26 protein-coding genes and 1 tRNA gene are annotated in these 26,372 nt (G+C 57.5%); 11 read left to right on the plus strand and 16 right to left on the minus strand.

What is annotated here, in order from left to right:
* Positions 1–11: 11 nt before the first annotated feature.
* Genes QT230_RS11545 through QT230_RS11555 form a run of 3 tightly spaced genes read right to left on the minus strand, consistent with a single transcriptional unit; the run spans position 12 to position 2,463 of the window.
* Positions 12–1,379 carry a HAMP domain-containing sensor histidine kinase gene (locus tag QT230_RS11545; RefSeq protein WP_308321947.1) on the minus strand — a complete coding sequence of 456 codons (1,368 nt, stop codon included), beginning with the start codon at positions 1,377–1,379 and terminating at the stop codon, positions 12–14.
* Positions 1,376–2,050 (minus strand): response regulator transcription factor, encoded by a 675-nt coding sequence (locus QT230_RS11550; RefSeq protein WP_308321948.1) that lies wholly within the window; start codon positions 2,048–2,050, stop codon positions 1,376–1,378. The genes QT230_RS11545 and QT230_RS11550 overlap by 4 nt, the downstream gene beginning before the upstream one ends.
* A 44-nt stretch (positions 2,051–2,094) precedes the next feature.
* The gene (locus QT230_RS11555) at positions 2,095–2,463 is read right to left on the minus strand and encodes a PepSY domain-containing protein (protein ID WP_308321950.1); all 369 of its coding nucleotides are present in this window, start codon (positions 2,461–2,463) and stop codon (positions 2,095–2,097) included.
* Between the two features lie 174 nt (positions 2,464–2,637).
* On the opposite strand from QT230_RS11555, the gene QT230_RS11560 reads away from it, so the two are divergent.
* Both QT230_RS11560 and QT230_RS11565 read left to right on the plus strand, forming a co-directional pair.
* Positions 2,638–3,114 carry a hypothetical protein gene (locus QT230_RS11560; protein ID WP_064235023.1) on the plus strand — a complete coding sequence of 159 codons (477 nt, stop codon included), beginning with the start codon at positions 2,638–2,640 and terminating at the stop codon, positions 3,112–3,114.
* 133 nt (positions 3,115–3,247) lie between these two features.
* Positions 3,248–4,315, plus strand: coding sequence for a DUF1853 family protein (locus QT230_RS11565; protein ID WP_308321951.1), 1,068 nt, complete (start codon positions 3,248–3,250; stop codon positions 4,313–4,315).
* Here the strand turns inward: QT230_RS11565 and proB are convergent.
* The 4 genes from proB to rplU form a co-directional block, all read right to left on the minus strand.
* A complete protein-coding gene (gene proB / locus QT230_RS11570) occupies positions 4,312–5,451 on the minus strand; it encodes a glutamate 5-kinase (protein ID WP_308321952.1) in 1,140 nt (379 codons plus the stop codon). The genes QT230_RS11565 and proB overlap by 4 nt on opposite strands.
* A 104-nt stretch (positions 5,452–5,555) precedes the next feature.
* Positions 5,556–6,743 (minus strand): Obg family GTPase CgtA, encoded by a 1,188-nt coding sequence (gene cgtA, locus QT230_RS11575; protein ID WP_007111885.1) that lies wholly within the window; start codon positions 6,741–6,743, stop codon positions 5,556–5,558.
* Between the two features lie 220 nt (positions 6,744–6,963).
* A complete protein-coding gene (gene rpmA, locus QT230_RS11580; RefSeq protein WP_308321953.1) occupies positions 6,964–7,221 on the minus strand; it encodes a 50S ribosomal protein L27 in 258 nt (85 codons plus the stop codon).
* Positions 7,222–7,250: 29 nt separating this feature from the next.
* Positions 7,251–7,562: a 50S ribosomal protein L21 gene (rplU, locus tag QT230_RS11585; RefSeq protein ID WP_035582831.1), complete on the minus strand. Its 312-nt coding sequence runs from the start codon at positions 7,560–7,562 to the stop codon at positions 7,251–7,253.
* Positions 7,563–7,911: 349 nt separating this feature from the next.
* Between rplU and ispB the strand changes: the two genes are divergently transcribed.
* The 3 genes from ispB (at position 7,912) to QT230_RS11600 (ending at position 10,472) form a co-directional block, all read left to right on the plus strand.
* Positions 7,912–8,916, plus strand: coding sequence for an octaprenyl diphosphate synthase (ispB, locus tag QT230_RS11590; RefSeq protein WP_308321954.1), 1,005 nt, complete (start codon positions 7,912–7,914; stop codon positions 8,914–8,916).
* A gap of 100 nt (positions 8,917–9,016) precedes the next feature.
* Positions 9,017–9,093: transfer RNA gene (locus QT230_RS11595), tRNA-Pro, on the plus strand.
* A 239-nt stretch (positions 9,094–9,332) separates the two neighbouring features.
* Entirely contained in the window at positions 9,333–10,472 is a 1,140-nt protein-coding gene (locus QT230_RS11600) for an MFS transporter (protein WP_308322213.1), read from the plus strand.
* 21 nt (positions 10,473–10,493) lie between these two features.
* On the opposite strand, the gene QT230_RS11605 is transcribed toward QT230_RS11600, so the two are convergent.
* The 7 genes from QT230_RS11605 to QT230_RS11635 form a co-directional block, all read right to left on the minus strand.
* Positions 10,494–11,276 (minus strand): sulfite exporter TauE/SafE family protein, encoded by a 783-nt coding sequence (locus QT230_RS11605; protein ID WP_308321955.1) that lies wholly within the window; start codon positions 11,274–11,276, stop codon positions 10,494–10,496.
* Positions 11,277–11,311: 35 nt separating this feature from the next.
* Positions 11,312–13,606: an ATP-dependent DNA helicase gene (locus tag QT230_RS11610; RefSeq protein ID WP_308321956.1), complete on the minus strand. Its 2,295-nt coding sequence runs from the start codon at positions 13,604–13,606 to the stop codon at positions 11,312–11,314.
* On the minus strand, positions 13,603–15,294 hold the full coding sequence (locus QT230_RS11615) for a VRR-NUC domain-containing protein (protein ID WP_308321957.1): 1,692 nt from the start codon (positions 15,292–15,294) through the stop codon (positions 13,603–13,605). Before QT230_RS11615 ends, QT230_RS11610 begins: the two co-directional genes overlap by 4 nt.
* Before the next feature lie 64 nt (positions 15,295–15,358).
* Positions 15,359–15,694, minus strand: a complete 336-nt coding sequence (locus tag QT230_RS11620) for a hypothetical protein (RefSeq protein WP_308321958.1) — start codon at positions 15,692–15,694, stop codon at positions 15,359–15,361.
* 72 nt (positions 15,695–15,766) lie between these two features.
* The gene (locus QT230_RS11625) at positions 15,767–16,804 is read right to left on the minus strand and encodes a histone deacetylase family protein (RefSeq protein ID WP_308321959.1); all 1,038 of its coding nucleotides are present in this window, start codon (positions 16,802–16,804) and stop codon (positions 15,767–15,769) included.
* A gap of 9 nt (positions 16,805–16,813) precedes the next feature.
* Positions 16,814–17,101, minus strand: a complete 288-nt coding sequence (locus QT230_RS11630; protein ID WP_308321960.1) for a GIY-YIG nuclease family protein — start codon at positions 17,099–17,101, stop codon at positions 16,814–16,816.
* Positions 17,102–17,105: 4 nt separating this feature from the next.
* Positions 17,106–17,579: a YchJ family metal-binding protein gene (locus tag QT230_RS11635; RefSeq protein WP_308321961.1), complete on the minus strand. Its 474-nt coding sequence runs from the start codon at positions 17,577–17,579 to the stop codon at positions 17,106–17,108.
* Between the two features lie 186 nt (positions 17,580–17,765).
* On the opposite strand from QT230_RS11635, the gene QT230_RS11640 reads away from it, so the two are divergent.
* Positions 17,766–18,077, plus strand: coding sequence for a hypothetical protein (locus QT230_RS11640; protein ID WP_308321962.1), 312 nt, complete (start codon positions 17,766–17,768; stop codon positions 18,075–18,077).
* A 92-nt stretch (positions 18,078–18,169) separates the two neighbouring features.
* Here QT230_RS11640 and QT230_RS11645 read toward each other — a convergent pair whose 3' ends face one another.
* The gene (locus QT230_RS11645) at positions 18,170–19,342 is read right to left on the minus strand and encodes a multidrug effflux MFS transporter (protein ID WP_308321963.1); all 1,173 of its coding nucleotides are present in this window, start codon (positions 19,340–19,342) and stop codon (positions 18,170–18,172) included.
* 158 nt (positions 19,343–19,500) lie between these two features.
* Here QT230_RS11645 and QT230_RS11650 point away from each other — a divergent pair, with 158 nt between their 5' ends.
* Positions 19,501–20,370: a LysR family transcriptional regulator gene (locus QT230_RS11650; protein ID WP_308321964.1), complete on the plus strand. Its 870-nt coding sequence runs from the start codon at positions 19,501–19,503 to the stop codon at positions 20,368–20,370.
* A 44-nt stretch (positions 20,371–20,414) separates the two neighbouring features.
* On the opposite strand, the gene argE is transcribed toward QT230_RS11650, so the two are convergent.
* Positions 20,415–21,587: an acetylornithine deacetylase gene (gene argE, locus QT230_RS11655; protein ID WP_308321965.1), complete on the minus strand. Its 1,173-nt coding sequence runs from the start codon at positions 21,585–21,587 to the stop codon at positions 20,415–20,417.
* A gap of 233 nt (positions 21,588–21,820) precedes the next feature.
* On the opposite strand from argE, the gene ugpB reads away from it, so the two are divergent.
* The 4 genes from ugpB to QT230_RS11675 all read left to right on the plus strand — a co-directional run bounded on the left by ugpB (position 21,821) and on the right by QT230_RS11675 (position 26,280).
* Positions 21,821–23,146 (plus strand): sn-glycerol-3-phosphate ABC transporter substrate-binding protein UgpB, encoded by a 1,326-nt coding sequence (gene ugpB / locus QT230_RS11660; protein ID WP_308321966.1) that lies wholly within the window; start codon positions 21,821–21,823, stop codon positions 23,144–23,146.
* A gap of 66 nt (positions 23,147–23,212) precedes the next feature.
* Positions 23,213–24,097, plus strand: coding sequence for a sn-glycerol-3-phosphate ABC transporter permease UgpA (gene ugpA / locus QT230_RS11665; protein WP_308321967.1), 885 nt, complete (start codon positions 23,213–23,215; stop codon positions 24,095–24,097).
* A gap of 283 nt (positions 24,098–24,380) precedes the next feature.
* Positions 24,381–25,223 carry a sn-glycerol-3-phosphate ABC transporter permease UgpE gene (gene ugpE / locus QT230_RS11670; RefSeq protein WP_308322214.1) on the plus strand — a complete coding sequence of 281 codons (843 nt, stop codon included), beginning with the start codon at positions 24,381–24,383 and terminating at the stop codon, positions 25,221–25,223.
* Position 25,224: 1 nt separating this feature from the next.
* Positions 25,225–26,280, plus strand: a complete 1,056-nt coding sequence (locus QT230_RS11675) for a sn-glycerol-3-phosphate import ATP-binding protein UgpC (RefSeq protein WP_308321968.1) — start codon at positions 25,225–25,227, stop codon at positions 26,278–26,280.
* The last annotated feature ends 92 nt before the right edge of the window (positions 26,281–26,372 follow it).

Here is a 26,372-nt window from a genome sequence, read left to right on the forward strand (position 1 = left end):
TACGGTCTCCATTATCTGCGCGCAACGACGGGCAGCTCGATCACCACTTGTAACCCGCCAGTGCTGGCGCGCCCAAGCTGCATATGGCCGCTATACAGGGCGACAAGGTCGGTCACAATTGCCAGACCCAGGCCACTGCCCGAGCGCTGTTCGTCCAACCGTTTACCGCGTTGTACCGCCTGCTGGCACTCCGCTTCAGACATGCCGGGGCCATCATCGCTAACGGTCAAGGTTAACCGCTGCTCGTCAATCACTACCTGTAACTGCACATCGCTGTGTGCCCAGCGCAGCGCGTTATCCATCAAGTTGCCTACCAGCTCCTGGATATCCTGATCATCCATATGCACCTTAACGTCAGGCGGCCAGGTTTGGCGCAGCGCAATGCCGCGGCGCTGGGCAAGTCTGGCTAGTCCATTGAGCAACGGTGCCAGGGTGGCATGCAAATCAATCGGCGCAAAGCGAGCGCCCTCGCCCGCTGCCGATGCTCTTGCCAAGTGGTGGCGTACCGCGCTCTCCACACGGGCCAGCTCCACTTCCCAGGTGGCACGGTTCGCTTCCGGCAGTTGGCGTAGCTGTAGACGCATCACACTCAGCGGGGTTTTCAGCGCATGGGCAAGGTTGCCAGCGGTATGGCGACCACGCTCGATCAGGCGCTGGTCGCGGGCCAGTACCGCGTTCATTGAGGCAGCCAACGTCGCCAGTTCGTCGGGCAAGCGGGTATCCAGCTGTTCGGCGTGCCCCTGTTCTACATCGTGCAGATTGGCATGCATACGCCGAAGCGGCGCCAGCCCCCAGCGTACTTGCAGCGCCAATACGCCGAGCAACAGCACGCCCAGGCCGACTAAACCGCCCCACAGCAGACGCTGAAATTCGCCAATATCACGGGCTAGCATATCGTCCCGAGCCGCCACGCTAATATGCAGCGGCGCCTCTAACGGCGCTAGGTAGATATCTCGCTCCACCACGCGCAGTGACTGGCTCCGGGGGCCAGGTATCGAGCGGGCGCTAAGGGTATCATTGTCGATGACCGGTAGGCGCTGATCCCATAGCGAACGCGAAGCCAGGGTGTTTTCCTCGCCATCGGTGATTTGCCAGTACCAGCCGGAGTAGACATTGTCGAAACGTTGGTCACCCAGCGCCCGATCATGGACTAGCTGCTGTTCAATGTTGTCGTAGGTGACGCCCGCGATGATGACGTTTAGGGTGGCGCCCAGACGCTCGTCAAAGGCCTGCGTGGCCGCGGCGCGATAATGATGGGAAAGCAACGTGCCCGCGATGGGCAGCGCCAGCCCGACCATTACTAATACGGCCAACAGTAGCCGCACGCTGATGGAGCGCTTTGCCCAGCGATCTTTCCATGCGGTGGTGTCTTGACTCATTCGCTAGCGGGCTCTTCTGCTAATAGCCGATAGCCCTGGCCACGTAGGGTGGCAATGCGCCAGCTGCCCAGTTTGCGGCGCAGACGGCTGACCTGAACATCGATCACGTTGGAGTCTGGCTCGTGGTCGCGGTCGTAAACGTGCTCTGAAAGCTCGGTACGGCTGACGACCCGCGGCGCGGCGTGCATCAAATAGCCTAGCAGGCGGGTTTCCTGGGCGGTCAATCCCACCGGGCGACCGGCAAGTGAAACGTGTTGGGTGTGGGTATCCAAACTCAGCTCGCCCACTTTCAGCACCGGGTGGGCATGGCCATGACTGCGACGCACCAGGGCGCGCAGGCGAAAGAGTACTTCCGCGGATTCGAACGGCTTGGTGACGTAGTCATCGGCGCCGGCGGTAAATCCTGCAGCTTTATCGGCCCAGCGCTCACGGGCGGTAAGGATCAGCACTGGCAGGTCGATACCATCTTCCCGCCATGCGGAAAGCCAGCGGGTACCATCACCATCGGGTAGCCCGACATCCAGAATCAGCGTGTCGTAGGCTTCCGTGCGCACTAGAAAATCGGCTTCCTGACCTGTCGCCGCATGCTCCACCAGCCAGTCGCCGTCGCGCAGCGCTTGGCTAAGCTCACGAGCCAGCGCCTGGTCATCTTCTACCAACAAGCACTTCATTGGCTAACTACCCTTCTTTTTATATGGCAAATGATGGCAACGGGCTACCGGCGCATATCGTTGATACGTACGCCTTCTATCGACATCAGTTGGCCGTTATGGCCGTCAAATTCGAACTCGACGACTTGCCCTTGCGGGCCAAGCAGCTTGATTTCGTACTCGACATATCCTCCTTCACGTTCCACCTCAACCTCCAGCACTTCGCCTATATAGTGGGCTTCCAGCCAATCCAGAATAGAGTCCAGGGGCACGACCTCGCCACGGCGCACCTCGCCGTGTAGCGATTCCCAATGCTGGTCACCCACAGCGCTGCCCACCAGCAGTAGCACTAGGGCTAAACCAGTGACGTTGCGACGAGTGCCTCGTTGGAAGCTGCGCAGCGGTTTAATAAGATGGCAGAGGAGTTTACGCATGACGCCAGCATGCCAAAAGCAACATGAACGTTAGATGAACAGCTTTGTCAGCTTAAGGAAAGTATTGCGGTGGTATAAATTCCCTGTCGCATTCGCTGAATGCCGTTTATGCACTGCTGTATAGACATTGACGTATAGACACTCACGTTTAAATACGTAAAGAAGGAATTTGCTATGAACACCATGAAAAAAATGCTGCTGATCCCGACCTCTGCTCTGCTGCTTGCCGCAGCTGCTGGCAGTGCCCAGGCCGATTCGCTGCCGATGGATCGCATCGATGACGTATTGACCCACGCCAATGATTACGGTTTCAGCCACTACGAAGAAGTTAGCATTAAAAGCCGTGGCCGTGTGGAAGTAGAAGGCTGGCTGGATGATGAATGGTACGCCGATGTGGAAATTTCCCTCGACAACGGTGACACGCTAAAAGAGAAACGTGAGCGCCTGATTAGCGGTGCCTGGGGCATGAGCGAAGATGATATCCGCCAAGCACTAGACGTTGCCAGCCAAGAAGGCATGGTCGAGTTTGAAGACCTCGACATCGATAGAAGCGGCATCATCGATATCGAAGGCCGCGATGAAAATGGCCGCGAACTAGAAATCAGCGTTCGTCAGGGCTCTTCCGACGTTACCCAAATTGATCGCGACTAATAACGTTAGCTAAAACTGTTAGCTAATCGCTTTGCGGGCTCCCTACGGGGAGCCCGCTGCGTTTATGGTAGGCTGTTCAATCATGTAGCTAACTTTATAGTGCCGACCTTATCAAGGTGCTGAGGAGAAATCCGTGCTGAACGATAGCCTTCATGGCGTGCTGGAGAATGAAGCACTCGGCAACGCGATGTCAGTACTAAACACGGAGTCAGCACTAAACACAGTGTCAGCACTAAACACAGTGTCAGCACTGAGAGACTTAGCCTGGTTGGTCGCCACGCCTGATTTAGTGGAGCTACCGCCCCCCATTCCCTGCGCTGGGCGCCCGACACTTGAAGAACTAGGCTTGGAGAATGCTCTACTGCCCTGGCTGCGCCAGTTAGGTCGGCAGCCATTGGCCGCTTTAAACGGCAGCCGCGCTACGCGCATGGGCCATTACCACGAACGCCTGTGGCACACACTGTTAGACCACGCTCCCAATACGCGATTGCTCGCCCAAAACGTACGCATCACTCGAAAGCGCAACACATTAGGCGAGCTGGATATGCTCTATCGCACCCGCGATAACCCGGCGCCGGTGCATTTGGAAGTGGCGATCAAGTTCTACCTGGGGCTACCTGAAGGACCTGGCGCGCCCACCAGCCAAAGCCGTTGGATTGGTCCCGGCGGGCTGGATAGCCTGGCGCTCAAGTGCGCTCACTTACAGCGCCATCAACTGCCACTCTCCAGCACACTACCCGCGCTGGAAACGCTCGCCCATTGGTTAACACCCAGAGATATCGGTGTTTCTGGTCGGGGATTAGGCGAACAGCTTACCCAGCGTCTGGCAATTCCCGGCGTGCTGTATTACCCCTGGCACGCGGAGATGCCAGCCCCGAAGGGGGCAACGGCGGATCACCGCCGAGGCACTTGGTGCTATTTGCGCCATTGGCCTGAGCTGGCCGCCAGCCTTCCCGCCATGCCGACGATGGTATGGCTGGAAAAACCCCACTGGCTGTCACCACCACTGCGCAGCACTTTTCGACCAGCGGCGGAGGTGCTGCCCACGATTATCGACAAGGTTCACGCCTGGCGCTCACCTCAGCAGGTGATGCTCTGTTACTCGGAGGAAGCACAAGAGGAACAACGCTATGAACGGCTATTTTTAGTACCCGACGACTGGCCGCGGCAAGTGCCACTACCGCCTCGCGTTAGGGGTTAAATAACCACAAGGTTATCGCGGTGAATCAGTTCATGGGATTCTACGTAGCCGAGGATCGCCTCAATTTGATGGCTGGGCTGGCCTGCCAGCAGCCGCGCTTCATCCACGCCGTAGTTGACCAAGCCTTTAGCTACGGATGCACCCTGCTCGTCCACACACACCACCATATCGCCGCGCTTAAAGCTGCCCTGTACATTACGCACGCCGACCGCCAGCAGGCTAGAGCCTTTATCGCGCAGCACTTTAACTGCTCCAGCATCCAGCACCAGCGTACCGCGCACCTGCAGTTGCCCCGCCAGCCAGCGCTTACGCGCTGCCATGGGCACTTGGTCAGGGCGCAGCAATGTGCCCAACGCCTCGCCGGCCATTATCCGATTAATAGCGTCAGGCTGGCGGCCGCTGGCGATGACCGTGACAGCCCCAGAGCGCGCCGCTAACTGCGCCGCGCGTACTTTGGTGCTCATACCGCCGCGGCCCAGCGCTCCGCCGCTGCCTGCGACGGCGGCTAAGCGCGGGTCATCGGCGCGCCCTTCAGCAATCATCTGGGCATTGGGGTTATGCCGCGGGTCGGCGTCAAACAGACCTTCCTGGTCGGTCAGTAGCAGCAGCGCGTCCGCTTCCAGCAGGTTGGCGACCAGCGCCCCAAGCGTGTCGTTATCGCCAAAGCGAATCTCATCGGTGACCACGGTGTCGTTTTCATTGATCACCGGCACCACGCGCATTTCTACCAGGGTGCGTAGCGCCGAGCGAGCATTCAGGTAGCGCTTGCGGTTGGAAAGATCGTCGTGGGTGAGCAGAATTTGCGCGGTGAGCATGTCATGGCGTGCAAAGTGGTTTTCATAGCACTGGGTCAAGACGTTTTGACCCACCGCAGCAGCGGCCTGGAGTTCGTGCACAGCGCTGGGGCGCACCTGCCAACCAAGGCGCACCATGCCCGCCGCCACGGCCCCGGAAGAGACCAGCACCACTTCTATCCCTTGCTGGTGCAAGGCGGCGATCTGATCCACCCAGCCACCAATAGCGGCTTCATCCAGACCGCGGCCATCGTTGGTAAGCAGCGCACTGCCGATTTTGACCACGACTCGCCGTGCACGGCTCACCGCGCTGCGCCCTAGGATTTGCTCGTTACTTTCCATGCCACCCCACCTCAATCAGACACTTACAAAAGGGGCCGCGCGAACGCAGCCCCTTTTTAGCTTATCACCTTAAGCTTACGCCCGAATGCGCCCGCTCAATACCACTAAGGGGCGTACTCGACTTCAACATCGTAATCATCGTCGTCGAAATCTTCGTCATCTTCATCGTCGCGCTTACGCCGACGACCCAAACGATCTTCGGTACGCGCAACCGACTCCTCTTCCATCCGGCGGCGCATCTCTTCTTCACGCGCCAACGCCTCTTCATCTTCGTTCTCAAGGCGGCGCTGCTCGGTCAACCAGCGGTAGGCCGCCTGCACCAGCTTATCGGTGCCGTCGCTGCTGATCGCCGAAATGCGGAATACCGGGCCTTCCCAGTTGAGCGCCTGGATAATCTGCTGCGCGCGCTCTTCACGCTCATCTTCCGGCAGCAGGTCAAACTTGTTCAGCACCAGCCAGCGCGGACGCTCGGAAAGCGCTGGCGAGAACTGCCCCAACTCGTGAACAATGGCCTTGGCCGCTTCCACCGGGTCAGACTCATCAAACGGCGCGACGTCGACCACATGAAACAGCAGTCGCGTGCGGGTCAGGTGCTTCAAGAAGCGCAGCCCTAAACCAGCGCCTTCAGACGCCCCTTCGATCAAGCCCGGCACGTCGGCCATGACGAAGTGTTCGTGCATCCCCAGTTTTACCACACCCAAGTTAGGCACTAGGGTCGTGAACGGGTAATTGGCGACCTTGGGCTTGGCGGCGGACACCGAACGAATCAGCGTCGACTTACCCGCATTGGGCATGCCCAGCAGCCCCACGTCGGCCATTACCTTCATTTCCAGGCGCAGATTGCGACGGTCGCCATCGGTACCTGGCGTGGTGCGACGCGGCGCACGGTTGGTCGACGATTTAAAGTGGATATTCCCCAACCCACGTCGGCCGCCTTCACCTACCAACACTACCTGACCGATTTCGGTGACATCGGCGATGACTTCCAGGGTGTCTTCATCAATCACCGTGGTGCCCACCGGCACTTTGACGTGCAGGTCTTCGCCGGCTTTGCCGCTCATTTGACGGCCCATGCCGCCCTGACCGTTCTGGGCTTTATAGAAGCGCTGAAACTTAAAATCGATCAGCGTATTGAGGGCATCGTCACCAATCAGATAAACGCTACCACCGTGACCGCCATCGCCCCCATCGGGGCCGCCCCTGGGCACATATTTTTCGCGGCGAAAGCTCAGACAGCCATTGCCGCCTTTGCCCGCCTCAACAATAATCGAGGCTTCATCGACGAACTGCATTGGATTCTCCCGGCCGCTTCCGCCGCCCTAATATGCACTACTGTTTTTCCTTCCCCTTCATTCCCATCAGCATGCTGGTAAAAAACCGTGGAAAAGTGGATTGGAAAAGAGATTTAACCGACAAAAAAGCCCCGCCATAGCGGGGCTTTTTTTCTCGCAACTTTCTCAAGCAGCTTTTGCAAGCAACTTTTCTCGCCGTTACGAGCGCAACGCTAGCCGCTTAGGCAGAAACGATGCTGACGAACTTGCGGTTTTTCGGGCCTTTGGTCTCAAACTTCACAAAGCCGTCGTTCAGAGCGAACAGCGTGTGGTCACGACCTAAACCTACGCCAGTGCCCGCGTGGAAACGCGTGCCGCGCTGACGCACGATGATGTTACCTGCAGTCGCCGCTTGGCCACCGAACAGTTTCACACCTAAGCGTTTGGACTCGGAATCGCGACCGTTACGCGTGGAGCCTGCTGCCTTTTTATGTGCCATTGCAAAATCCTCCTAAAGGAATTGACCGCTTATGCAGAAATTCCGGTAATTTTGACTTCAGTGAACCACTGGCGGTGGCCCTGACGCTTCATGTGGTGCTTACGACGACGGAACTTGATGATGGTGACTTTATCGCCACGGCCGTGGGAAACCACTTCGGCAGAGACTTTAGCACCACTGAGCATCGGCGCACCGATGTTGAAGTCATCGCCGTCTGCGACCATCAGCACTTCGTCAAACTCAATCGTTTCGCCGGTAGCGACTTCGATTTTCTCAAGTTTGAGGGTTTGACCTTCTTGAACGCGGTACTGCTTACCACCGCTTTTAATAACTGCGTACATGTCGCTCTCCGGACTGTCGTTAATGCCGTTCTAACGGTTAAACGGCACTCATCTCCTACGCTCTTGCGAGTCGTGCTCTTATCGACCTGCTGCGAGTGGCGCCCCTTTTGGAGCCATCTGACAGGGAGCAAGATGAGTGGGTCGCGGATTATAGCGACTATCTTCTCTTACCACAAGACTACTGACCAATGTCAATTGCCAATGATGACTAATGCGGTAGCGTAACCGTTGTACGTATCTTGACGCCCAACAGGTAGCCCCATAGCATGGCCCCATCGTATGACCACAACGCATGACCATAACCAAGGGCGGCATTGGCCGCCTCCCTCTGCCGCGATGAACCGATCCTATGACCGCTAACGTCTCCTCAGCCCAGCCCGTCAGCCCAACGCCTTCACCGCTGCACGACGTAGTGGCCGATGACTTCGCAGCCGTCAACCGGACGATTGTCGAGCAATTGAACTCTAAAGTGCCGTTGGTCGAAACCATCGGCCAGTACATCACCGAAAGCGGCGGCAAGCGTTTGCGCCCTTTATTGGCGCTACTCGCCGCCCGGTCTCTCAACTATACCGGCGATAAACATATTCCGCTGGCCACGTTGATCGAGTTCATGCACACCTCCACGCTGCTGCACGACGACGTGGTCGACGAGTCTCACATGCGCCGGGGCAAGCAAACTGCCAACGACGCCTGGGGCAACGCGCCTTCGGTACTCGTTGGCGACTTCCTCTACGCGCGTTCATTTCAAATGATGGTCGACGTCGGCTCTATGCGCATTATGGCGATTCTTTCCGGCGCCACCTGCGTCATCGCCGAAGGCGAAGTACTGCAGTTGACCAACATCGGCAACCCCAGTATTTCAGAAGATGATTACTTCGAGACCATTTTGGGTAAAACCGCCAAATTATTCGAAGCGGCTTCCCACAGCGGCGCGGTGCTGGCGGAGGCTACGCCGGAGCAGGAGCAGGCACTCCAGTATTACGGCCGCTACCTGGGTCTCGCCTTCCAACTGATTGACGACCTTCTGGATTATCAAGGCGACGCCGATGCCATGGGCAAAAACGTCGGCGATGATTTAGCCGAAGGCAAGCCAACGTTGCCGCTGATCCACGCCATGGAACAAGGCACCCCGGAACAGGCCAAGTTGATTCGCCAAGTGATTCGCAAAGGCGGCCTTGAGCAACTCGACGCCGTGCTGGAAATCGTGCACGCCACCGGCGCGCTCGACTACACCCGCCAACGCGCCGAAGAGATGGCCGATAAAGCCCTAGCGCAATTGGACGCCCTGCCGCCCAGCGCCTACCGCGATAGCATGGCCCAACTGGCTCGCTTAGCGGTTGATCGCCAAGCATAAAACTTACTGCATCGCACCGACGAGGACTTGAAAAAAACCCTCTGGCTAAGTATGATCCATCTCCGTTGTTGAGCACTGGCAAACACAGCTCGGCAATTTTCGGAATATAGCTCAGCTTGGTAGAGCGCTGCCTTCGGGAGGCAGAGGTCGTAGGTTCGAATCCTGCTATTCCGACCAAGAACACCATGAAAAACGGCCACTTAGCTAATACAGCAGGTGGCCGTTTTTTGTTGCGCATCGTGCTAGGTGACATAGGGATAGCACTTACCGTTGTTTTCCATTAAAAACACTGTTCAAAAATAAAATAGCCTGCTAACAACCGTGCTACGATAAGCGTCTGTGTTTGAACCTTCTCCCTTTTCATTTGATGTGGAAGCAGACCCATTCGCCAGTTAACGCATATAAAGGCCGTACTGCTGTTTGCCAGCACCATGACCGTGATGTCGGGGGCGATTATCGCGCCTGCGCTGCCGGGTATCAGCCGCCACTTTCCTGACCAGCCGCAGGTGCTGATCCAGCTCATTCTGACCATTCCTGCGCTGATGATTACCCTGTTCAGCCCATTGATGGGCTATTTGGCCGACCGGTTTGGGCGCAAGAAACTACTGCTGACGATGCTGTTTATCTACGGTTTTGCCGGGGTATCGGGCTTTTTTATAGATCGCGTAGATCTGCTACTAAGCTCACGGGCACTAATGGGAATAGCGGTGGCAGGCATTCTTAGCATTAGCACCACGCTGGTGGGGGATTATTTCGATAGCGCTGAGCGAGCGCGCTTTTTGGGACTGCAGAGCAGTTGCATGGCCTTGGGTGGGGTTATCTTTATTAACCTTGGCGGGATACTTTCTGACTGGAGCTGGCGGGGACCGTTTTTACTCTATCTAACTGGGGTGCTATTGCTGCCCTACGCTTGGGCAATGCTTAAAGAACCCCGCATTCAGAGTACGGCGAATGCAGGCGTTACCGATGCCCCCGTTAAGGTGGATATTGGGCGTACCGGGCTAGGTTACTTTATCGCTATGATCAGCATGGCGATGTTTTATATGTTCCCCGCTCAACTGCCCTTTTTGCTCTCTCAGCAGGGCCAGATCAGCGGTATGGCGATTGGCATTGCACTCTCCATGTCGGCCCTAACGGCTAGTATCGTTGCTTTTGGCTATGGCTACTACAAGCCGTTTTTGTCGGTGATGACGATCTATATCTTAGGTTTCTTGCTGGCGGCCAGCGGTTTTATAATCGTAGGATTCACCCAAAGCTATGCGATGGCCATTGTAGGCGCGGCGATCTCGGGCTTTGGCTTGGGCGCCTTTATGCCCAATACCACCACCTGGCTGATGCGCATCACCCCCCAACGGGTGCGCGGTCGAGTATTTGGCGGCTTTACCTCGACCTTCTTTTTCGGCCAATTTATCTCCCCAGTGGTGGTCGCCCCCGCTATGATTTGGCTTGGCTCACTACGCAGCGTCTTTATCGCCATGGCAGTGATCTGCTGCCTGTTCGCCATCACCCTGACTATTTTGAGTAAGACAACGCTACAGGCAGACAGCCAACTTTAGGCGGTGGCGGCACCGCCCCGGCTACCCAGGTGGGTGAATCAACCCCACCACGCTGACCAGAATCAGCACCGCGCCCAGCACACGAAAGAACAGCCCAGTGTCCGCTTTCAACATATAGCGGTGGGCTCTTTCGCCTATCAAATGGCCAATAAAGGCGCAGGGCAGCAGCCACAACTGATGAATCAGTTGAAGATCGACGCCTGCGATGACAAACGACACCATTTTGATCACTACCAGGATAAACCACAGCACAAACATGGTATCCCGCAGTTGCTCTTTGGCGACGTGAGTGGCAAATACCGCCACAATCAGCGGCGCACCAATTAGCGAGGTGCCGCTGACATAGCCGCCCAGCGCCAGCAGCACGTAATCCACGTATTTATTCTTGCTCTTGAATGGCCTGTTCAGTACATAGCCAATGGCATAGATGAACACAATGCCGAAAATGATGCTGGTCATGACCTGGGCGGGCAGCGTTAACAGCCCCACCACCCCAATCAGCTTGGGGATAATCATGATTTTCAAGGCTTTGGTTAAATAGCCCCAATCGATATTACTCTGCGGCGCGGCGCCTCCCGCCCCCTCTTGCTGCAACTGTCGATGCCCGTTCCAGGCAATCCAGCTAGAGAAAATCAGTAGGTGAATCGCAATAATCGGCAGGAATACCAGGGGCTGATTGGTCACTAAAAGCAAGAAGGGCAACGCCAGTACAGCGCCGCCAAAGCCCAGGCTCGTCCTCACAAAACCGCTCCAGGCAAAAATTAGCCCGATCAGCGCATATTGGTACCAGAGTAGATCCGTCATTGGTTCGCCTAACCCTCGTCGTTATTGGGACATCGTTATTGAGAAAGAGTCTCCACCGCCCACCAGGAAGGGAGTAGCGCACGTACATTAGCTTGTGCGAAACGATCATCCATTAATACCACAACGCCTTCATCTTCTGGACTGCGAATCACCCGGCCAGCGGCCTGCACCACTTTGATCATGCCGGGTATGCGGTAGGTATAGTCGTCACCCTGGCCAAAGCGCGCGCCCAGACGCGCTTTCAGCGCTTCGTTGAAATCGTTGAACGGCGGCAACCCCAGGGTGGCAATAAAGGCGCCGATTAGCCGGTCGCCGGGCAGGTCGATACCCTCCGCGAAGGCACCGCCCAGCACCGCAAATCCGATACCTTTACCCCCGGGGGTAAAGCGCGCCAGAAACGCCTCGCGCTCGGCTTCTGGCATCCCGCGGGTTTGGCTAAACACGGGCACCTCCGGGTGCGTCTCACGAAACTGCGCCAGCGCTGCCGCCAGGTAGGCAAAGCTGCTGAAGAACGCCAGATAGTGGCCCGGCCTGCGCTGATACTGCTGCGCCATGGTGGCGACAATGGGCTCGATGGAGGCGTCCCGATCACGAAACCGGGTGGAAATATCGCGCCTTATGCGTACCTCAAGCTGGCGGGCGGCAAACGGCGACGCCACTTCGCGCCAGACGGTCTTTTCCGGCAAGCCGAGAAGATCCCGATAGTAGTGACCAGGCGTGAGCGTTGCCGAGAACAGAACCACCGAGTGTGCGGCGTTAAAGCGCGGGGCCAGAAAATCAGCGGGAATCAGGTTGCGGAGTCCCAGCACCGCCCGCCCCCGTCCGTGGCGGGTAAGATCGCACAGCGAATGCTCGCCAAAACGCTCGGCGAGGCGGCAGAACGCCAGCGCTTCGAACAGCAGTTCCTGGAGCTCTAGACTGGCGTCTTCAGGGTGTTCACCCAGGTAATCGGTCAGCGAAGCGCCCACCTGCTGAGCGGCCGCCACCAACTTATCGGGCAGCGCCGAGAGCAGCCGATAGCTTGGCTTACCCGGTTTGCCTACCGCATCCAGCCCCGCGTCTTTAGTAGCGGTTTGCCACTGGCGAGCTAAACGGTTCAAAGGCCGTGCAAGTGCTGGCGGCGCAGCACGGCGCACCCGGTTAAGGCGCTGCTGGTCGAGCTCGGCGCTGTACATACCGCGGGCGCGCTCCACCAGGTTATGCGCTTCGTCGACCAGCACGCCCGTACGCCAGTCGTTGGCCTGGGCCAGGCCGTGTAGCAGCGCGTGGCTGTCGAACCAGTGGTTCACGTCGCCGACAATCACATCCGTCCAACGCGCCAGTTCCTGACCTAAATAGTACGGGCACACGTCATGGGCCAGCGCCACTTCCCGCAGCGCGTCGCGATCCAACCACGCCTGTTCTACGGCCGCTTGCCGGGCGGCGGGCAGGCGGTCGTAGAAGCCCGCCGCCAACGGGCACGACTCACCATGGCAGGCGCGGTCGGGGTATTCGCAGGCTTTGTCGCGCGCTACCAGTTCCAGCACCCGCAGCGGCTGGGCTTCCTCGCCCGGGCTTGAGCGCAGCGTAGCAAGTGCATCCAGCGCCAAACGGCGACCGGGGGTCTTCATGGTGAGAAAGGCGATGCGGTCGAGCTGCTGACGCGGCATGGCCGAGAGCATGGGGAACAGCGTGGCCACCGTTTTGCCAATGCCCGTGGGCGCCTGGGCGAGCAGGCAGCGCCCGGTACTGGTGGCTTTATAGACGTCTTCGGCAAGCTCGCGCTGGCCGGGGCGAAAGGTGCCGTGAGGAAAACCTAGCGTCTGCAGGCGGCTGTCGCGGCTCTGGCGATGGTCGGCCTCCTGCTCCGCCCAGGCGAGAAAGCGTTGGCACTGGTCGCTAAAAAACGCCTGCAACTCGGTAGCGGACGCCTCCTGGCTAAGCAGGGTCTCCTTGCCGCTGGCGATCTCCAGGTACACAAGCGTCAAGGTGATGCGCGCCAGGCCGCGCTCGGCACACAGCAGCGCGCCGTAGACTTTAACCTGCGCCCAGTGCAGCGCGCGCTGGTTATCGGCCATGCGCTCCAAGCTGCCACGGTGGGTTTTGACCTCTTCCAGACGGTTGGCCGCTGGGTCAAAACCATCGGCGCGGCCCGTCACGGTCAGCCCCTCAAAGATGCCTGACAGCGGAAGCTCGGCGATATAGTCTGCCCCGCGGCGGCTGGCCACCAGCGTATGTCCTTGTATGCCTTCCTGGGCACTGGGCGCAGGGGTAAAGCGGTGGTCGAGATCGCCCTCGCGGGCGGTGAAATCGCACAGCGCCCTCACCGCCACCCGATAGGTCGCGCTCATGGCATTGGCTCGGCGCTATCCGCCCAGCGGACATAACATACCGCGACGGGGATCTCGTGACGGTGAAAGAACGTTAGCCAGCGGCGCTGATTATCCTGCAGCCGGTCACCGGGGCCTTTGACTTCGATCATCCGGTAGCAGGTCTCGCCTTTGGGTGCGTCAGGCATCAACTGAATCAGATCCGGCAGCCCGGCCCGGTTGGCCTTGAGATCCCCCAGCAGCCGTTCGAAACAGGCCCGTAAATGCTCAGCGGGGATACACTCAAGCGCCAGCTCGACAAGCGTCTCATCGACAATTGGCCAGTGGACAAAGGGTGATACAAGACCAAACTTTTCTTGCCAGGACGCCTGAATCACCTCGCGATAGCTGCCGTCTTCCAGCTGCGCCAGGCACGCATCGAAGATGTCACGCCGCCGCGCCACGAAATCGTCGCGGTATAGATCCGCGGGGCCATGATGAAAGGGATGGAAGAAAGCACCGGGCAACGGCGTAAATATCGCGGGCCAGCAGAGCAGGCCAAACAGCCCGGTGATCAGGCTGTTTTCCACATAGTAGACCGGCGCGTGCGGATCACTAAGGGCTTCCACCACAGCCCGCTCGACAAATTGCGGCCCCGGCAGGGTGAGATCCCAACGCTCATGGGCTGGCTCCATGTCACTCGGCACAGCAGGCAGCTTAAGCCGCCGCCGCAGACGGGGCAGAATCCGCGCCAGCGCCTGGCGCTCGGTTTCGTTGGGGCGGCTCTCAAGGGCTTGGGTGGCCAGCTCAAACGCCGTTTGGTGCTCGCCCAACCGCTCCAGCACCCGCAGCTGGCGAATGCGCGCCTCACTACTGCCCGCTTCGCCATAGAGCGTCAGCGCGAGCGTCGATTCGCCACTCCGCTCCGCCTCGCGGCCCAGCTGCAGCAACAGCCGTGCGCGCCGCGTAGCTAGCCAGCGGTTATCCGACGGCGGCGGCACTTCAGGATGAAGCTCGGCGGGAAGTTCGCCCTCATCGAGACGTTGGCGTAAATAATGGAGTGCCAGGTAGGTATCGACTTCCTGACGCGACTGGAAAGCGCGGGATTGCGGCGTAAAGGGAACCGCTTCGAACCGCTGCAAGCCAAGTTCGGTTAAAACGAACTCCGCCCAATCCTGGCGCAGATTACCAAAGAACATCAGGCGCAGCCGGTCGCAAATATTCATCACGGTGAGGCGCACCACCCGGTCAGGCGCGTTGGGCCACCATACCTTTAGAGGAACCGCTTGAGTAAACCTGCTTGCCAGCGTGTCGTAGAGCACGGTTTTGGCGCTAGAGGCGCTAAGCCCAGCGGCGCGTATCTCGTCGGCAAACATCTGGCGCAGCTCGGCAAGGCGCAGTTGGTTAAATAACTCATCGATGCTAAGCGCCGGGTCACTCTCGACCCAGCCCAGCGCGACCAATGGCACTATCGCGGCGGAGCTTTCACCGACCTCTGCATAACTTAATTTGCTGAGTCGAAACAGCTCGCCTTTGCGCATTACCATGCGCACCAGTAGCGCTTGCGAAGCCTGCGGTAAGTTTTTGAACTGCTCAAGAAAGGCTAGCTCGTCTGCGGCGAGCAGATCAGCGTGGCGCTCCCCTACCCAATCCAGAACGAAGCGGAAGTTCGTCAGGTAGTAGAAAGGGTCATCGAGGGAGGCAGTAGGCGTCGCAAAGGCACTGTTCATTTATCCATTGTAACAGTGCGACGCCATTGTGACAGTCTTGCCGCCATGGCGTATGAAAGCGTGTTTACCCCACCCGATGCTGCTTGAGCACGGTAAGGCTTCGCTCTTCTTCGTTTTGCGGCTGGGTGGGCGCTTGACGGGTGCCGACCAGCACGTACCACTCCGCCTCACTCAGATAGCTTTCGCACCAGCCACCCAGATCGGCGGCACACTCTTCGCGGGTGAGCTCGCCAGCACGATAGTCATTGGCCAGGAGTAGTAAGCTCTGGCGTGCCGCACGCGCGCGCGCGTCGCCACCATGCACCTTGGAAAGCGGGCAGCGCCTATCGTAGGCAGCGTTGGTCAAGGCATTTAACCAACGCTCCAGCTCATGTGCTTGAATACCGCCGTAAACGGCCACGCGCGTACTCCCTGCCCTATATAAAGGGCGATAGACTGCCCGAATTGGCTTCGGGTGTCATCTTTTGGTGTCTTAACTTATACCCTGTTTAAAGCCTTGTAGCACATTGACGACATTGACACCAATGTCGTCCACGGCATAGCCACCTTCCATAAGCAGCACCGTCGGCAGGCTAGCTTGTGCAAGTCGTTGACCTAACAAGCTAAAATCACCGCTTGTGAAGGTAAAAGCGCTGATGGGGTCGCCTTCGAAGATATCCACACCCAGCGACACGATCAGCATGTCGCATTGCGCCTCCTTAATCTTGGTCAGGGCGTTATCCAGCGTGGCCATCCAGGTATCAACCGTCGTACCCGGCGGCAGCGGGTAGTTGACGTTGAAACCTTCCCCACTGCCCCGCCCCGTTTCATCCGCATAGCCCAAATAATAAGGAAAGGTCACCTCGGGGTCGCCGTGTAGCGAGATAAACAGCACGTCATCGCGTTCATAAAAGATCTGCTGGGTGCCGTTGCCATGGTGAAAATCCACGTCAAGAATGGCCACTCGTCGCTTGCCTGCATCCAGCGCACGTTGAGCGGCAACGGCGGCATTATTGAAAAAGCAGTAGCCGCCAAACTGGTCAAAAGCGGCATGGTGACCCGGCGGTCGGCATAGGCCAAAGCTGGGTTCGCCGCTTTGCAGCGTATGCTCTAGCGCACCTAACGCCACATCCTTGCTCGCCATGGCGGCTTCAAAGGTGCCTTCCGAAATCGACGTCTCTGCTGCCAGCGCGTAATAGCCTAATTGTCCGCTAATTGAGCGCGGAATGCGGTCTCCGCGCATAGTTCGCGCGGGCCAAATATTGGGAATTGCTTCGCCGTCGTGCCCAGCAGCCCCCCACTCTTTCCAACAGTTGGCTAAAAACGACACGTAATCCTCGTCGTGCACCGCCAATACCGGTGCTAACCCATACGTCTTGGGCGCACGTATATCGCCAAGCTCTGACTGACGAATTTGCTTAAGCACTAAATCGAGACGCTCAGGACACTCAAACGGCGTCACCAACGCGCCGTCATGTAGCTCGGTGCGCGCTTGGCGTAAGCGGCTGTCCTCTGAGTAAAACGTCAGCATGCGGGCTCCTTAATCGGTATCTAATGGACAAGGCCACTGCTTGGCCCAGTGACGCTTTTGGATCGCGCTTTGTTGCTTTAACTGGTACTCAGCTCGGCTAGCGGCAGCGCGGTCTTCAAACGGCTGGGCACCCAACAACGCAACGGGCGGATTAGCGCGGGTGTAACGCGCCCCCTTGCCCGTGCAGTGTGCTTGATAGCGTTTCGCGAGGTTGTTGGTAATGCCGGTGTAAGTTCCCCGCTGACACTCCAGCAGATAGAGATACCAGTGAGTATCGGCATTTAACGGCTGAGTCATACGTCTATCCACCGCAACAGCTTTTTAATTTACGCCCGCTACCACATAAGCATGGGTCGTTGCGGCCAGGCTTTAAGCGACTGAGCGTAGGAGTGCCATCAATATACCACCAGCGCTGCTGCTCTTTGACGAAGCGCGACACCTCTTCTAATACGTGCCAACCTTTTTGCTCTCGCCCTCGCCCATAAAAATAGGCCTTAAAGTGTACATACCCCGTATTCTCGAGCGGCGGTTCTGCGGCAACGATAGAGAGCGACTTCCAGTCGGTCTCAGGATCAGACGCAAGCTCTCCCGGCTGCGTAGCGGGATGCCAAGTGGCTAACAGGTAGTCATGGAGCCCAAGCACAAAGGCCGAATAGCGCGAGCGCATCAGTGTTTCCGGGGTAGATGCTACAGCGCCTTGATGATAACGGCCACAGCAGCTATCCAGCATTAATTGGCTACCACAGGGGCAACTTACATCCGTCGTACGGGTCATATATAAAGCTCGCTAGCAACGTCATCCATAGCCTAACCGATACGCCCCATGTGCGTCGCTTGGCGTGTATCAGTATTGTTTCGATATTCACGCTGCATTAGGTATATAGTAGTGGGGCAACATATTCAGACGATGGGGTACGAATCACGATCGATCATTCTTTCCAAAATTTCTGGAGGTTCTCCTATGAAGGTCTTTAAACCGGAATGGCAGTGCACGTTTAGCGTAAACGAAGGCGCGGAAGAATCAGCAACTTGGAAAGAGAAAATCGCGTGGCGGCTCAGGGGAGTTGCGGATAGGCTGGAAGGTGGCGGGCGCACGGTGAAAATCGATTACCGCGTGACGCCAGCGGTCAGCCCACAAGAAGTCGATACTTGCTTAGGCAAGGGCTTCGAAGTAACTCAGCGTCTGCTGACGCAGTTAGCCCAACAGCAGGCGTGCGAAGATGTGATGCGCCATGCAAAAGCGGAGCTGTTTGAAGAGCAACATCAGCATTAGTTGTAAGTAATAAGTATCTAAGAAACGTTTCAGAAGAACACCCGCCCGTTTAATCATTGGCGGGTGTTTTTTTATTTTCTCTTTGGCTGCCATTACACTGCTTTCTTCCGGCGTCCAGGCCATGGCAGGCATGTAGCTAGCGCAAGAAGCCCAAGCGCCAGCACTGCACCGGCGAGTACGCCAATACCCGTACCGAACACAGCGCTTACCCCCATCGCTATCAGCGCAGCACTACCGATCTGACAGAACCCCACCATCCCCGATGCCGTTGCAGCATGCCCGTGCTCACTGGCAATCGCACCGGATACCGCTAGCGATAGCGAGGAACCATTGGCTAAGCTGACTAGACACATTGGGAGTACCACACTGGCCGCGCCCTGCAGCTTCAGTACTACCACAGCTAAAAACGCCATACCGCCAAGCACGAAGCACACAATGCCTGCCGCGACGATGTGATCATAGGACCAGCGATCGAGCAGTCGTTTAGCCAGTAGATTAGCGCCGATGATGCCCGCCGTCAGAGGCAGGTACATCCAGCCACTCTGCTCTTCGCTCAACCCTAGGTGCGCAAATAGAAAAGGTGACTGGGTTAGATAGACAAACCAAGCGCAATAGATTGCACAGACGACCAGCGTGTAGCGGCAGAAGGTCCGGTCACCCAGAACGTGGCCAAATCCAGCAAAGGGCGAGGTCTGGGCACGAGCCGAGACAGGAAGAGTTTCGGGCAGCAGTGTTAGCACCATCAGCAACGCCATGGCACCGAAGGCAGCCACGCATAGAAAGTCGGCTCGCCATCCAAAAGCAGCGGCCAAGTGCCCGCCGACGGCTGGCGCTAACGCTGGCGATAGCGATACTAGCGGGTAAACCATCGCGTAAACTTTGGCCGACGTCCGTTTGCCACAGGTGTCGGCAATCAAGGCGCGTCCAATCACCAGCCCCGCTGCCGCACCAACCGCTTCGAGTATGCGCCATACCAGGAATCCAATATAGCTACCAGAGGCCACACAGCCTAACGAACCGGCGATGTACAGCGCGATCCCGGCAAACAACAGCGGCTTGCGGCCATAACGGTCCGACAGTGGCCCATAAACCAGTTGCGCACTCGCCAGCGCAAGTAAATAAATAGAGACCGTTTGTGGCATTTGCCAATCGGCAACACCAAATTCAAGGGTCATGCTCGGCATCGCGGGTAGATAAATATCTGAGGCGATGAGACCAAAGGCACTGAGCACGGCGACGGTCAGAATGAAAGATACACGAGGCATGGCCGCTCCCTGCAGCGGTAGTAAACCTGCTGCGCATTATATGGGTTAAGAGGAATTTAAACTCAGAGGGAATGAGTGCCATGGTACGAGGCCGCCTTGCATGTGAAAATGCATGAAAATGCAGTAATCGACTGCATTTTTGCAGCATGGAGTAATTCATGAATTGGGATGATGTGCAGATTTTCCTAGCAGTGTATCGCGCAGGCACTCTACGTGGGGCAGCACAGCAGCTATCCATCGACCAAACTACCGTGGGTCGGCGCTTGGCCAGCCTGGAACGAGCACTGGGTAGTCGGCTGTTCCTGCGCTCCACGGGCGGATTGGTACTGACCGACAGCGGTCAGCAAGTGCTAACCACGGCCGAGGATATGGAGCGGCTAGCCGTCTCCTTCAAGCGCCGCGGCGAGGGAGCTGACGAGCGAGTTGCTGGCGAGGTACGCGTGACCACAACTGACGCACTAGCTGTCGACTTCGTGGTGCCAGCCATCGAACGCCTGCGCGCCAGCCATCCCGAGGTGCGTGTGATCTTGAGCACTACGACGCGGTTATTCGACTTGGCGCGGCGCGAAGCCGATGTCGCCGTGCGTACGTTACGACCGGAACAGCCAGAGTTGATCGTGCGACAACTCGGCCGCTGGGAGGTCGGTTTATACGCGACTCAGCGTTATCTGGAACAACATGGCGAGCCACAGCCCGGTGAAGGCTTCTCGGGCCATGATATTGCGCTCTACCAAAGAGGGGTGACGGGACGGCAGGATGACACGTTGGCTGGTGAATCAAGACGACGGGGGCGTGTGGTCGCCGAATTGGATTCCAGCCTGATGCTGGCTACCTTTGTACGTGCAGGCCTAGCCTTGGGAGAATTACCGGATTACTTGGCCCAGCGTGACCCCAAGCTAATACGCGTATGGCCTGAGCGCTGCCGGGCCAAGCCTTATGAAGCATGGCTGGTATTGCACCAGGATTTAGCGCGCACAGCTCGGGTACGCGTCGTTGTGGAAGCGATCGCGGAAATGTTCGCCTGTTGACGTATACAACTAGCCCGCGAAGCCACCATCATAAGGAACGATCATCATCCCGAATACGGTGTTTCTAGCGCTTGCCCTAATCGCTGCATAAACGCCGTACACTCTTCAAGCTGAACCAGCTCAATATACTCATCGGGCTGGTGCGCCTGGGCAATGCTGCCAGGGCCGAGAATGATGGTTTGCAGGCCTTGGCCCTGGAACTGCCCCGCCTCCGTAGCGTAAGCCACCGCGTGGTTGCAGCAGGGGGTGGGCAAGTGATCTTTAGCCAGGCGAAGCACATGGTCATTATCACGATCCGCCAGCCCCGGTACCGTTACATTAAGCGGCTCGGTGGTGATTTCCACCTGCTTGCCTTTGGCCTGTAGCTCAGCGCTTAGCTGGGTGCAATAGGCCTCAAACCGCGCGTAAATCTCGTCAAAAGTATCGGTCGGCAGATGGCGGATCTCCCACTCGAACTGGCACTCCCTCGCCATAATATTGATCGCCGTACCACCTTTGATTTTACCGACGTGAAGACTGGTGTGAGGCACATTAAACGCCTCATCGACACGCCCCTCTTCCACCAACGCCGCCATGGTGTCCTCAATAAAAGTCACTAGCCGAGCGGCCACATGAATCGCCGAGGTGCCCTGATTGACTTGGCTGCTGTGAGCTTCGCGGCCAACCACCGTGGTGCGTAGGTTGGTGGCGCCTTTCTGTGCCACCACCGGCTGCATGCTGGTGGGCTCGCCAACAATCACATGGGCGGTGCTGGAGTAGTGCTCGTAAAAGCGCTTAATGAGGCTTGGCGCACCCACGCAGCCGATCTCTTCGTCATAAGAGAACCCCAGATAAATCGGCTGCTGCAACGGCGCTTTCGTCCAAGTGGGCACCAACGACAATACGCAGGCGATAAAGCCTTTCATATCACAGGTGCCACGCCCATAAAGGCGCCCATCGCCACCATCGCGCAGAGTGAACGGATCGCTCGACCACGGCTGCCCCGCTACCGGCACCACATCGGTATGCCCGGAAAGCATCATTCCGCCCGGCGCCGCCGCTGGGCCAATTCTTGCGATCATGTTGGCTTTGGTGCCGCAGGGGCTCATCACCCGCTCGGCGCTAACGCCGTACTCGGCCAAATAGCCTTCCACGTACTCAATCAGCGCCAAATTGGATTCGCTGGAAGTGGTATCGAATGACACCAGCTTCGCCAGCAACGCGGTCACGTCAGTCATGCTGTTCTCGTTAGTTGGATTCTTTATATCACCCTATCACCGCCCTCTGCCTTTTCCTACTCAGCAGGCCTGCTGGCAGCGTAATGTTGACTGTCACGGCAGGTTCATCGTGCATTCACTAAAACGTCATCTACACTTCTTACTGTTCAGTGCATCCAAAAATCTTAACAAACGCATTGTCGTGAGCTTATGAGCTACTCAGCTGATTAAGCTCAATCCCACAAGGAGCTGTTATGTCTCGTTTTACACTACATGCGATTGCCGTAGGGGTGGCAACTGCCAGCCTAAGCCTATCTGCCCAGGCGGCAACTGAGATTAACTGGTGGCACGCCATGGGCGGCCAGTTGGGCGAAATTCTCGAAGAGATGACCCAGGACTTTAACGCGTCCCAGGATGAGTACCACGTTACCCCCAGCTATCGCGGCACCTATACCGAAACCATGACGGGCGCGATCGCCGCCTTCCGTGCCAATGAGCAGCCGCATATCCTGCAGGTATTTGAGGTCGGCACGGGCACCATGATGAATGCCAAAGGCGCCATCTACCCGGTGTACGAGCTGATGGAAGAGCACGGCCGTGCTTTCGATAACGATGCCTTCCTGCCCGCCGTTGTCGGTTACTACACCGACACCAACGGCAATATGCTGTCGTTCCCGTTCAACTCCTCTACACCGATTATGTACTACAACCGGGACATGTTTGAGGAAGCGGGTCTGGATCCCGAGCAGCCCCCACAAACATGGCAAGAAGTGGCCGACTTTTCACGTCAGATCGTCGACTCTGGGGCGGCCAGCTGTGGCTTTACCACCTCTTGGCCTAGCTGGGTAATGCTGGAAAACTTCTCCGCTTGGCATAACGTACCGCTAGGTACGCTGGAAAACGGTTTTGGCGGCATGGAAACCGAGCTGACCTTCAACAATGAGCTGGTCGCTCGCCATTGGGACAACCTCCACGACTGGCAGGAAGAGGGTGTCTTTAAATGGGGCGGCCCCGGTTCTGGCCCCGACTCAGAGCCGCTGTTCTACTCCCAGGACTGCGCGATTTTCTTCGGCTCTTCTGCCTCACGTGCGGACGTCGCCGCCAATTCAGAATTTGACGTCGGCTTTGGCATGCAGCCCTACTACGACGACGTAGAAGGCGCACCGCAAAACTCGATTATCGGTGGCGCTACCCTGTGGGCACTGCAGGGCCATAGCGACGAGGAGTATGAAGCCGTTGCCGCCTTCTTTGAGTACCTCTCCCAGCCCGAAGTACAGGCGCAGTGGCACCAGCAAACCGGCTACTTGCCCATCACTCAAGCCGCTTGGGATCTGAGCAAAGAGCAGGGCTACTACGAAGAGAACCCCGGCGCGGATATCTCTTTGAAGCAGATGACGCTTAACGAGCCAACCGAGAACTCCAAAGGCCTGCGCTTTGGTAACTTCGTGCAGATTCGTGACATCATCTCCGAAGAGATGGAAGCCGTGATGACCGGTGACAAATCGGGCCAGGAAGCGGCTGACGACGCAGTGGCCCGCGGCAATGATCTGCTCCGTGACTTTGAAGCTGCCAACAAATAAATAAGCACTCACTTCGCCGCTTACCCTATTGGGTAGGCGGCGATTTCGTTTGAACGCGAGCTGCCCATGCAAACTAAACGCATGACCTACCCTGGTCGCTTTTTGCCCTACGCGCTGTTGGCGCCCCAGGTAATTGTGACGCTGATTTTCTTTATCTGGCCTGCGGGCCAGGCGCTGTATCAGTCGCTACTGCGCGAAGACGCCTTTGGGCTACGCTCGACGTTTGTGGGGCTTGAGAACTTTGCTCGCCTGTTCCGCGACGGCAGCTATGTCAATTCGCTATCGGTGACAGCGGTATTCGCCGTCGGCACCACACTGCTGTCAATGACAGTGGCGCTTTTATTGGCCAGCACCGTCAACCGGATGATTCGCTCACGCAGTACTTACACCACCCTATTGGTGTGGCCCTACGCCATTGCCCCCGCGCTTGCCGGCGTTTTGTGGTGGTTTATCTTCAACCCCTCCATCGGCATTGTGCCCTACATGCTAGAAATGGTGGGTTATCGGTGGAACCACCGTAACTCGGGAAATGATGCCATGCTGCTGGTGATTTTTGCCGCCGCCTGGAAGCAGATCTCCTATAACTTCCTATTTTTCCTGGCGGGCTTACAGTCCATCCCGCAATCGCTGATTGAAGCCGCCTCCATCGATGGCGCCAGCCCGACGAAGCGATTCTGGACGATTATTTTCCCGCTGCTCACGCCGACCACCTTCTTCTTGCTGGTGGTTAACGTGGTGTACGCCATGTTCGACACCTTCGCGATCATTCACGCGACCACCGCAGGCGGCCCAGCCCAGGCAACCAACATTTTGGTTTACAAAGTGTATGCCGACGGTTTTGTAGGGCTCAACCTGGGTTCTTCTGCTGCCCAGTCGGTGATTCTGATGGTGATTGTGGTGGCATTAACCATGATTCAGTTCCGCTTTATTGAGCGCCGAGTCAACTACTAGGGCCTGTTGAGGTTTCACTCACGGCCGCGCTGGAGCCCGTTTTTATTCGCGGCAAGGCAGGAGGAGAGAGGTTTGGTGATTCCAAATGAACGACGACTAACGCGGCCGCGGGTAAAAACGGGCCCAGCCCTACGGGTTGTCCCACAAATCGCGCCATACGGCGTTGCAAAACTTGAAAAGGGAACCACCCTTCCCTGCGTTTTGCGCCTTGTCTGGCGCGATTTGTGGGGCAACGCGGTTCGCGATGAAACGTCAACAGGCCCTGGCCTTTGGGAGAACGTTAATGGTTGAAAACCGCCCTTGGGCTAACCTGATAGCCCATATTGTTTTGCTCTCTGGCGTCGCGCTGGTGGCTTTTCCGGTGTATGTCGCGATTGTCGCCTCGACCCACTCCCTGTCGGGTTTACTGCAGGGCACGCTGCCGCTGCTGCCCGGCGGCCACGGGATCGAAAACTACACGCGCATGTGGCAATCCGGCGTCTCTAATGCCGGTGCACCGCCCGCCGCCCTGATGCTGTGGAACAGTTTTATCATGGCCATGGCGATCACCGTGGGTAAGCTGTCTATTTCGCTGCTGTCCGCCTTTGCCATCGTCTACTTCCGTTTCCGCTTTCGGATGTTCTTTTTCTGGATCATCTTCGTCACCTTGATGCTGCCGGTGGAAGTGCGCATTATCCCGACGTTCCAGGTGGTGGCGGATCTCAATATGCTCAATAGCTTTGCCGGGCTGTCGATTCCGCTGATCGCCTCGGCCACTGCGACGTTCCTGTTCCGCCAGTTCTTTATGACCATTCCCGAAGAGATGCTTGAAGCCGCCCGTGTCGATGGCGCGGGGCCGCTGAAGTTTTTTAAAGACATCCTAATGCCGCTGTCGGTGACTAATATCGCCGCGCTGTTTGTGATCATGTTTATCTACGGCTGGAACCAGTACCTCTGGCCGCTGATTATCACCACCGACCCTGACTATTACACCATCGTGATGGGTATCCAGCGCATGACCTCGGAAGAGAACCCCCAGTGGCAACTCGTCATGGCGGCAGTGGTGATGGCAGCGCTGCCGCCGGTATTAGTGATTCTGTTTATGCAACGCCTATTTGTGAAAGGCCTGACCGAGACGGAGAAATAGCATGGCCAGCATTACCTTGGAAGGGCTAAAGAAAACCTATAGCGGCGATGTTCACGCCGTCAAAGGCATCGACTTGCAGATTGAAGATGGCGAGTTTGTGGTGCTGGTCGGGCCTTCCGGCTGTGGCAAATCCACCCTGCTGCGCATGGTGGCGGGGCTGGAAACCATCACCGAAGGGACGCTCAAAATCGGCGAACGGGTGGTGAACAAGCTCGAACCCGCCGAACGCGATATCGCCATGGTGTTCCAGAACTACGCGCTTTACCCGCATATGACGGTGTACAACAACCTCGCCTATGGCCTGAAAAACCGCGGCTTTAAAAAAGACGAGATTGATCAGCGCGTTCAAGTCGCTGCCAAAATGCTCGAGATCGAGGAGTTCCTAGAGCGCAAACCGCGCAAGCTCTCCGGCGGTCAGCGTCAGCGCGTCGCCATGGGCCGCGCCCTGGTGCGCGACCCGGCAGCGTTTCTGTTCGACGAGCCGCTTTCCAACCTGGATGCCAAACTGCGCGTGCAGATGCGCGTGGAGATCAAGCAGCTCCAGCGGCGTTTGAAAACCACCAGCCTGTATGTGACCCACGACCAGCTGGAAGCCATGACCCTGGGCGATCGCTTGGTCGTGCTCAACGCCGGGCAGATCGAGCAAGTAGGCACGCCGATGGAGATCTACGCCCGCCCCGCGACCATGTTTGTCGCCGGGTTTATCGGCTCCCCCGCCATGAACATGCTGCCGGTGGACTACTTGAAAACACCAGGCGCCAACGGCCTGCTGGACAACCTGCCCGACGGCACCGATACCGTCGGCATTCGCCCGGATGATATGCACTTAGCGCCGCCCGAAGCGCCTCACTTAACCGTCGACTCCACGCTGGCGCTGTTTGAAGCCGCCGGGGCCGAAAGCCACCTTTATGTGAACCTCGCCGATAGCGACCAGCCCACAGTTATTCGCGTATCAGGGCAACCGCTGGTCGCCGAAGGCGAAACCCTGCGCTTCTACGTAACCCGCGATGCTTTGCATCCTTTTAATAGCGCCACGGGGAAACGTACAGGAGGTTGAGAGCATCTAGAGAAAATAACAACATCAGCTACAAGGGGAGCGATAAACTACGTTTGCCATAATAATTAATAGTAGTTGCTCCCCTCACACAT

This window comes from Halomonas sp. SpR8 (assembly GCF_031010195.1).
Lineage (GTDB): Bacteria > Pseudomonadota > Gammaproteobacteria > Pseudomonadales > Halomonadaceae > Vreelandella.